This window comes from Mesorhizobium sp. M2A.F.Ca.ET.042.01.1.1, assembly GCF_003997405.1.
In the GTDB taxonomy this organism is placed as follows: Bacteria; Pseudomonadota; Alphaproteobacteria; order Rhizobiales; family Rhizobiaceae; genus Mesorhizobium.
Window position 1 is genome coordinate 1 of the sequence record NZ_RZRX01000268.1, and the last position, 8,166, is coordinate 8,166.

Consider the following 8,166-nt stretch of genomic DNA (forward strand, 5'->3'; position numbering starts at 1 on the left):
AGCAATGAGAGGTAGGCGTTCTGTCGCCCCCCTCTCTGTCCTGCCGGACATCTCCCCCTCAAGGGGGGAGATTGGATGTCACCGCGGCCTTCGCCAATCGTCAGCGTCGCAGGGCGTGCGCTGTCGGCGGAACTGCCAATCTCCCCCCTTGAGGGGGAGATGTCCGGCAGGACAGAGAGGGGGGTGACGGAACTCAAGGCTGGCTCGATAAGCTAAGTCGCTCTCACCCACCCTGCTTGGTGGTGCTGGTGCCGAAATCGACCTTCGGCACCTGCATCTTGTCCTCGTCGACGGTGAAGTTGGCGAAGGGCTCGTTGCCGCGGAACCAGAAGGTCGCCCACAGCACGGACGGGAAGGTCTTCAGCGTCAGATTGTAGTCCCTCACCGCCTGTATGTAGTCGCGCCGCGCCACCGCGATGCGGTTCTCGGTGCCTTCGAGCTGCGCCTGCAGCGCGAGGAAATTCTGGTTGGCCTTGAGGTCGGGATAGGCTTCCGAGACCGCGATCAAACGCGACAGCGCGCTGGTCAGTCCGGCCTGGGCATCCTGGAACTTCTTCAGCGCGTCCGGGTCCTTCAGCGTCTCCGGGGTCACGGTGATCTGCGTCGCCTTGGCGCGCGCCTGAACGACCGCGTCGAGCGTGTCCTTCTCATGCGAGGCATAGCCCTTCACCGTCTCGACCAGGTTCGGGATCAGATCGGAACGGCGCTGATACTGGTTGAGCACCTCGCTCCAGGCCGCCCTTGCGTTCTCTTCCGCGGTCGGAATGGTGTTGTAGCCGCAGCCGGCGAGCAGCGGCAGCACGAAAGCCATCATCAGGAAGGCGGGCAGATTGCGGAAGACGGAAGGTGGTGAGAGGCGCTCGGTAATCATGAATGGTCCCTCGACAGAAGTTGCATGCGAAGCATTACCACAATCCAGGCGCAAGAAAATGTCCGGCGCATGACGCCGGTCCCGGTTCAGCCGTGAGGCACTGTGAATGGCAGCGCGAACAAGTTAAGCTGCGGGCCGGAAAGGGCAATTGCCATGGCAGAGCGCCGGGACGACGAGGCCGAGTCGCGCCGCATCCTCGAACGCGTGCAACAGGAGACGTCCCCAGGCGGCGCGTCGTTCATCGCCCGCGCGGCGAAGGACGCGCGCGACCGCGTCACCGCCGCCGAGACGGACCGCGCCGATCCCATCGAATATTGGGGAACCCGCATTGGCCGAACGCTCGGCTTCGTCATTGCCATTGGGCTATTGGCCTGGCTGGTGTATGCCGCCACGCGTGGCGGTTAGGAATCAAGCCTCATGAATGCAGAAAAAACCGACGCGCCGCGCGCGGTCATCGTCATCTCCAGCCATGTCGCCCGCGGCTCGGTCGGCAATCGCGCGGCGGTGTTCGCGCTGGAGACACTGGGTTTCCCGGTCTGGGCGGTGCCGACCGTCATCCTGCCCTGGCATCCGGGGCACAGCCGCGCAACCCGCATAGTGCCGCCGCTCGACCAGTTCAAGGCGCTGATGGCCGACCTCGAGCGGGCACCGTGGCTGGGCGAGGTGCGGGCCGTGCTTTCGGGCTATCTCGGCGAAGCGGGCCAGGCGGAAGCCGTCGCCTCGCTCGTCGCCGCCGTCAAGGAAAAGACCCCGAACGCGCTTTACGTCTGCGACCCGGTGATGGGCGATTCCGGCGGGCTCTACGTGCCGGAATCGACGGCCGCCGCCATGCGCGACAAATTGATGCCGATCGCGGATATCGCGACGCCGAACCGCTATGAGCTTGAATGGATGGCGGGCGCGCCGCTGCCCGACATCAAGGCGGTGACGGCGGCCGCGCTTCATGCCGGACCCTCGACCATGCTGGTGACCTCGGCGCCGGCGATGATGGCGGGCGGCATCGGCAATTTCCTGCTCGACGGCAGCCAGGCGCTGCTTGCGGAGCACCGTGTGATCGAGAGGCCGCCGAACGGGCTCGGCGACCTGACGGCCGCAGTCTATCTGGCGCGGATTCTCTCCGGCCAGGCGCCGGTCAAGGCGCTGCAATCGACCACGGCGGCCGTTTACGAGATTCTCGCGCGCACCGCGAAGCGCGGCGGCGACGAGCTGCAGCTCGAAACCGACGCCCAGAGCCTGTCGCATCCAATGGCCATGGTGCAGCTGCGCCATCTATTGCATCCCGGGCGGGACAAGCGGGCGTGAAACTGGTCGGCCACGCGCTGGCCGGCGTCGACGGCTGCAAGGCCGGCTGGATCGCCGTCCACCGCGAAGCGGACGCCGCGCCGTCCGTCTCGGTCTTCCCGAGCTTCCAGGTGCTGCTCGACGCGCTGCCGGATGCGACCATCGCCGTCGACATGCCGATCGGCCTGCCGGATTTTTCAAGCAAAGGCGGCCGCGGGCCGGAGGCGCTGGTGCGGCCGCTGCTCGGCGCGCGGCAATCGAGCGTGTTCGCCATCCCCTCGCGCGCCGCGCTCTATGCCGACACCAGCGACTTCACCACCGTCGAGACCTGGTATGAAGCGCACCGGAGGGCAAGCGCGGTGGCGATGGGGACTTCTGACCCGCCACGCGGCGTTTCCATCCAGGCTTTCGGCATCTTTGCCAAGATCCGCGAGATCGATCAGCTGTTGATCGCGCGGCCCGAACTGCGCGGCCGCGTCTTCGAATCGCATCCGGAAGTGGCGTTCTGCCAGCTGAATGGCGGCACGGCGATGGCGCTGCCGAAGAAGATCAAGGGCGCGGTCAACCCGGCCGGCATGGAGGAGCGCAAGGCGCTGCTTTGCCGGCATAGCTACGAGAAGGGCTTCCTCGATCAGGCGCCGCCACGGGGTGCCGCGAGCGACGATTTCCTCGACGCGGCGGCGATGATGCTGATTGCCGGGCGTATCGCCAGCGGCGCGGCGCGGCCTTCGCCCGATCCGCCGCTGCTGGATCGTTTCGGCATTCCCGTCGCCATCTGGGCTTGAGGCAAATCGACCGCGCAGCTTTTGGCGGCATGCGATTGCGACGCCGCCATCCGCAATTCGGCATTGCCCACGACCTGCATTTGCCGCTAGAGGCTTTTTCGATCGCAACGAGCTGCCGCCTCCAACCCCCCGGAAAGGCTCTAGCCGCCCATGCCTCACCTCCCCGAGCACCTCCTCGCCGGCTATCGCAACTTCATGAGTGGCCGCTACCCCACCGAAAGCGACCGCTATCGCTCGCTGGCGCGCGACGGCCAGGCGCCCGAGACGATGATCGTCGCCTGCTGCGATTCGCGCTCGGCGCCGGAAGCGATCTTCGATGCCGGTCCCGGCGAGCTCTTCGTGCTGCGCAATGTCGCCAATCTGGTGCCGCCCTACGAGCCGGACGGCGAGTACCACTCGACCTCGGCCGCGCTCGAATTCGCCGTGCAGAGCCTGAAGGTGAAGAACATCGTTGTGATGGGCCACGGCCGCTGCGGCGGCATCCGCGCCGCGCTCGACACCAATTCCGCGCCGCTGTCGCCCGGCGATTTCATCGGCAAATGGATGAGCCTGATCGCGCCGGCCGCCGAGACCGTAGCTTCCAGCACGATGATGACAACGACGGAGCGCCAGACCGCGCTGGAGCGGATTTCCATCCGCTATTCCCTCGCCAATCTCCGGACTTTTCCCTGTGTCTCGATCCTCGAAGGCAAGGGCAAGCTCTCGCTCTACGGCGCATGGTTCGATATCTCGACCGGGGAGCTGTGGGTGATGAACAAGGAAACCGGCGATTTCGAGCGGCCGGAGCTTTGAACGGAGGCGTGATGCACCGAATCAGCTGGAGGATCGTTCTGGCGGCGACGCTGCTCATGTCCTCGCTCGCCCGGGCCAGCGCCGATGATGGCGCCATCATCGATCGCTGGTATTCGGCGCTGCTGGTCGCCGACCGTACCGAATTGTCCGACCTGCTTGCCGACGACGTGCGCATGAAGCTCGACGACATCGGCGTCGTCCAGACCAAAGAGGATTTCATCGCCTCGATCGACGAGTGGCGGGGCGCGGTCGCGGGCGCTGCGATCCGCCATCGCATCGAAAAGAGCGAGAATGGCGAGACCACGGTGCTCGCCTGTTACGATTTTCCCAACAACGATACGCTGATGCGCGAGACCTTCACCGTCGCCCGCGGGCGCATCGTCGCCAGCACGCAGACAGCGGTGGCGCAGGACTGCAGCGGCTATTGAGGCGAGGTCCGTGTTGCGCGGCGCGCGGCATCGCCCTACATCCGACGCAGCCCGCCTCCAAATCAGTCCACCGGAATCGCTCATGTCATCTTCAAAAGCCGTCGACCTAGCCGCCCATCCGCTGACCGTCTGGCAGGGGCCGCTCGGCCTGCCCGATTTCTCGCGCATCGGCGACAATGATTTCGGGCCGGTCTTCGACGCGGCGCTGGCCGCGCATCAGGCCGAGATCGACGCGATCGCCGGCAACAGCGAGACGCCGACCATTGAGAACACGCTTGCCGCGCTCGAGCTCGCCGGCGAGCCACTCGACCATGTCTCGTCGATCTTCTGGTGCCGCGCCGGCGCCCACACCAACGACACGATCCAGGCGATGGAACGCGAGGTTTCGCCAAAGATGTCGCGGCATTTCTCGGCGATCTCGATGAACGAGAAGCTGTTTGCCCGCATCGACGATCTCTACCAGCGGCGCGATAGCCTGAAGCTCGATGCCGAAACGCTGCGGGTGCTGGAGAAGACCTGGAAGGGCTTCGTCCGGTCGGGCGCCAAGCTCGATGCCGACGGCAAGAAGCGGCTTGCGGCCATCAATGAAGAGCTCTCCTCGCTCGGGACCAAGTTCGGCCAGAACGTGCTCGCCGACGAACGCGACTGGGCGCTGTTCCTCGACGAGGCCGATCTTGCCGGCCTGCCGGATTTCTTGAAGAGCGCCATGGCGGAGGCGGCCGAGATGCGTGGGCAGAAGGGCCGCTATGCGGTGACGCTGTCGCGCTCGATCTACGAGCCGTTCTCGACCTTCTCCGAGCGCCGCGACCTGCGCGAGATCGCGTTCAAGGCCTTCATCATGCGCGGCCAGAATGGCGGCGCCTCCGACAACACGGATGTCGTGCGCGACATGCTGAAGCTGCGCGCCGAGAAGGCGAAGCTGCTTGGTTACGATTCCTTCGCGGCGCTGAAGCTCGACGACACGATGGCGAAGACGCCGAAGGCGGTGCACGAGCTGCTCGATCCGGTGTGGGAAAAGGCATTGGAGAAGGCCGCCGCCGACCAGAAAGAGCTGGAGCGGCTGGCGGCGGAAGCCGGCAGCAACGAGAAGTTCGCGGCCTGGGACTGGCGCTTCTACCAGGAGAAGCTGCGCGCCGAAAAATTCGCCTTCGACGAGGCGGAGCTGAAGCCTTACCTGCAGCTCGAGCGCGTCATCGAGGCCTGTTTCGATGTCGCCACGAAACTGTTCGGCATCACTTTCGAGGAGAAGAAGGGGATCACGGTTTGGCATCCGGACGCCCGCGCGTTCGTGGTGAAGAATGCCGACGGCAGCGAGCGCGGCCTGTTCCTGGCCGATTATTTCGCGCGTCCGTCAAAACGTTCCGGCGCCTGGATGAGCGCGCTGAAATCCGGCTACAAGCTCGGTCACGGTTCCAAGCCGGTGATCTACAACATCATGAATTTCGCCAAGCCGCCGGCCGGCGAGGCGGCGCTTCTGTCGGTCGATGAGGCAAAGACGCTGTTCCACGAGTTCGGCCACGCGCTGCACGGCATGCTGACCGACGTCACCTGGCCGTCTGTTTCTGGCACCTCCGTCAGTCGCGACTTCGTCGAGCTGCCCTCGCAGCTTTACGAGCATTGGCTGACGGTGCCGGCGGTGCTGGAAAAGCACGCGCTGCACGTCAAGACCGGCAAGCCGATGCCGAAGGCGCTGCTCGACAAGATGCTTGCGACCCGCACCTTCGGCGCCGGTTTCGCCACGGTCGAGTTCACCGCCTCGGCGCTGATCGACATGGCCTATCATGCGCGGCCGGACGCGCCTGCGGAGCCGCTTCGGTTCGAGGCTGAGACGCTGGAAAAGCTGCATATGCCCGACACGATCGCCATGCGCCACCGCACCCCGCATTTCGGTCATGTCTTCGCCGGCGACGGATATTCAGCCGGCTATTATTCCTACATGTGGTCGGAAGTGCTCGACGCGGACGCCTTCTCGGCTTTCGAGGAAACGGGTGATGCCTTCAATCCGGAACTCGCCGAGCGGTTGCGCAAGAACATCTATGCGGCCGGTGGATCGAAGGATCCGGAGGAGCTTTATACGGCTTTCAGAGGAAAGATGCCTTCGCCGGATGCGATGATGGTGAAGCGGGGGTTGGTGTAGCGCCGGCTTCCCCTTCTCCCCTTGTGGGAGAAGGTGTCGCCGAAGGCGACGGATGAGGGGTGTTCCAGCGGAGCGAGACGCTGGCTTTCCCTGGAACACCCCTCATCCGTCTCGGCGCTATCGCGCCGATCCACCTTCTCCCACAAGGGGAGAAGGGGAGGCGCTCCACGGATCCGCCACCCGCGGCCAGATCGCCCTCTTCAGCTTCCGATAATCCGTCTTCGCCGGGTTGCTCGGATAGGAGCTCGGCGCCGCGACATAGATGATCTCGGCGGCGATCGGCGCGAAGCCGGCGTAGAAATGGTTGGTCGACTTGATCAAAAGGATGTCCTTGCCCATCGGATCGATGCCGATGTTGGAGAAGACATCCGGCTCGAAGGTCTGAGTGCGGTTGGTGTTCAGGATCACGTCGACCTCGGTGCCTTCAATGCGCACCACGGCTGATGGCCCCAAGGTCACCCGGCTCGGGCCAAAGCTTTGCCAGCCTTCGTTGGTCGTCTTCAGCACCGTGACGCGCGCATCGATCGGTTCGCCGGCCTGAGGGCCGGCCTTGCCGCCGAAGCGCAGGTCGATCATCGCGCCTTCGCCGGCTGCATGGCAGAAGGTCACCGCGATCGGGTCCCAGATCGTCGCCACGCCCACCTTGGTCACGCCGCGCGCCAAGAGCTCGCGCAGCACGATGGTGCCGTCGCCCGGCACGCCGCCGCCCGGATTGTCCCAGATGTCGGCGATCACCGCCGGCTTGTCCTGGCGCGTCGCGCGGACGCCAAGCGCCTGCTCGATGCCTGCCTGCGCGGAAAGCATCGTCATCGCCGTCTTCTCGCGCAGCGTATAAAGCTCGCGCCCCAGCGTCTCGGCGAGCTTGTCGCCCTTTTCCTTGTCGTTGTCGGTGACGACGAGGATGCGGGTGCCCATCTCCGGCACGTCGGCGGCCATGAAGCCGTGGATGACCGAGACCGATAGCACCCCATCCTTGCCGTGCAGCGCCTTGATCCTGTCGACGAAGGAGCGCATCGGCTCGCGGCTGGTCGGCAGCACCTGGATCATGCGGCAGTCGAAGGTCGAGATGACCGGCTTGATGTCGCCGCGCGCCGCGGCGAGGCCGAGCTCGACGACATGCTCGCCGCGCTCATAGAAATCGGTGTGCGGGAATTCGAGGAAATAGGCCATGACATCGCAGGCCTCGACGCGCTCCGGCGTCAGGTGGCTGTGCGGGTCGAATTCCGCGGCGATCACCACTTTCGGGCCGACGACGGCGCGCACGCGCTCCAGGAGATCGCCTTCGCAGTCGTCATAGCCTTGCGCCACCATGGCGCCGTGCAGACCGAGGATCACGGCATCGACCGGCAGCGCTTCCCTTAGCTGGCCAAGAATCTCGTCGCGCAGCGCTTCATAGGTCTGCCGCTGCACCAGGCCGCCGGGCTCCGCCCAGGTTGCGGTGCCTTCGATGACGGTCAGCCCTTCCTTGTCCGCGCGCTTGCGCAAAGCCACGATCGGCGAGGAGCAGAGCGTCGGCGTCTCCGGGTGCTTGCCCGGGCCGGCATAGAAGGCCATCTCGAACGAGGCCCGGTCGGTTGGGACCGGCGAGAAGGTGTTGGTTTCCGTCGCCAGCGAGGCGGTGAAGATGCGCATGAAGGATCCCTAGACTTCTTGTTTTGTCGCAATTCCGGACGAAAACCGCTGCGTATTCCTGGAATTGCCGGAATTGCTATTTGACGGCCCCAAGCGCAAGGCCCCGGACGAGGTAGCGCTGCAGCCAGATGAAAAGGATCGCCACCGGCAGCGTCGCGAGCAGCGTGGCGGCCATGACATGGTGCCATTCGATCGTATAGCGGCCGGCGACGAGCGAGAAAACCTGGATCGGCAGCGTGT

At 65.2% G+C, this 8,166-nt stretch carries 8 protein-coding genes and 1 pseudogene; 6 read left to right on the top strand and 3 right to left on the bottom strand.

Annotated elements, in window-relative coordinates:
- Positions 1–223: 223 nt before the first annotated feature.
- On the bottom strand, positions 224–871 hold the full coding sequence (locus tag EOA23_RS28595) for a LemA family protein (protein WP_126063721.1): 648 nt from the start codon (positions 869–871) through the stop codon (positions 224–226).
- 153 nt (positions 872–1,024) lie between these two features.
- Between EOA23_RS28595 and EOA23_RS28600 the strand changes: the two genes are divergently transcribed.
- The 6 genes from EOA23_RS28600 to EOA23_RS28625 all read left to right on the top strand — a co-directional run bounded on the left by EOA23_RS28600 (position 1,025) and on the right by EOA23_RS28625 (position 6,294).
- Entirely contained in the window at positions 1,025–1,276 is a 252-nt protein-coding gene (locus EOA23_RS28600; protein ID WP_126063722.1) for a hypothetical protein, read from the top strand.
- 12 nt (positions 1,277–1,288) lie between these two features.
- Entirely contained in the window at positions 1,289–2,173 is an 885-nt protein-coding gene (pdxY, locus tag EOA23_RS28605) for a pyridoxal kinase PdxY (RefSeq protein ID WP_042645579.1), read from the top strand.
- Positions 2,170–2,937 carry a DUF429 domain-containing protein gene (locus EOA23_RS28610; RefSeq protein ID WP_127306616.1) on the top strand — a complete coding sequence of 256 codons (768 nt, stop codon included), beginning with the start codon at positions 2,170–2,172 and terminating at the stop codon, positions 2,935–2,937. Before pdxY ends, EOA23_RS28610 begins: the two co-directional genes overlap by 4 nt.
- A gap of 150 nt (positions 2,938–3,087) precedes the next feature.
- Positions 3,088–3,729 carry a carbonic anhydrase gene (locus EOA23_RS28615; RefSeq protein WP_127306617.1) on the top strand — a complete coding sequence of 214 codons (642 nt, stop codon included), beginning with the start codon at positions 3,088–3,090 and terminating at the stop codon, positions 3,727–3,729.
- Between the two features lie 11 nt (positions 3,730–3,740).
- Positions 3,741–4,157 (top strand): nuclear transport factor 2 family protein, encoded by a 417-nt coding sequence (locus EOA23_RS28620; protein ID WP_127306618.1) that lies wholly within the window; start codon positions 3,741–3,743, stop codon positions 4,155–4,157.
- Between the two features lie 82 nt (positions 4,158–4,239).
- Positions 4,240–6,294, top strand: coding sequence for a M3 family metallopeptidase (locus EOA23_RS28625; RefSeq protein ID WP_127306619.1), 2,055 nt, complete (start codon positions 4,240–4,242; stop codon positions 6,292–6,294).
- Between the two features lie 117 nt (positions 6,295–6,411).
- Here EOA23_RS28625 and EOA23_RS28630 read toward each other — a convergent pair whose 3' ends face one another.
- Complete coding sequence (locus EOA23_RS28630) at positions 6,412–7,926, bottom strand: M81 family metallopeptidase (RefSeq protein ID WP_127306620.1); 1,515 nt, start codon at positions 7,924–7,926, stop codon at positions 6,412–6,414.
- A 76-nt stretch (positions 7,927–8,002) separates the two neighbouring features.
- Positions 8,003–8,166, bottom strand: a pseudogene (locus EOA23_RS28635) (carbohydrate ABC transporter permease); the annotation flags it as partial.

Excerpts from the sequence above, each read along its gene's own strand:
- EOA23_RS28595 (WP_126063721.1), bottom strand. The coding sequence starts at position 871 with ATGATTACCGAGCGCCTCTCACCACCTTCCGTCTTCCGCAATCTGCCC.
- EOA23_RS28600 (WP_126063722.1), top strand. The coding sequence starts at position 1,025 with ATGGCAGAGCGCCGGGACGACGAGGCCGAGTCGCGCCGCATCCTCGAA.
- pdxY (WP_042645579.1), top strand. The coding sequence starts at position 1,289 with ATGAATGCAGAAAAAACCGACGCGCCGCGCGCGGTCATCGTCATCTCC.
- EOA23_RS28615 (WP_127306617.1), top strand. The coding sequence starts at position 3,088 with ATGCCTCACCTCCCCGAGCACCTCCTCGCCGGCTATCGCAACTTCATG.
- EOA23_RS28620 (WP_127306618.1), top strand. The coding sequence starts at position 3,741 with ATGCACCGAATCAGCTGGAGGATCGTTCTGGCGGCGACGCTGCTCATG.
- EOA23_RS28625 (WP_127306619.1), top strand. The coding sequence starts at position 4,240 with ATGTCATCTTCAAAAGCCGTCGACCTAGCCGCCCATCCGCTGACCGTC.
- EOA23_RS28630 (WP_127306620.1), bottom strand. The coding sequence starts at position 7,926 with ATGCGCATCTTCACCGCCTCGCTGGCGACGGAAACCAACACCTTCTCG.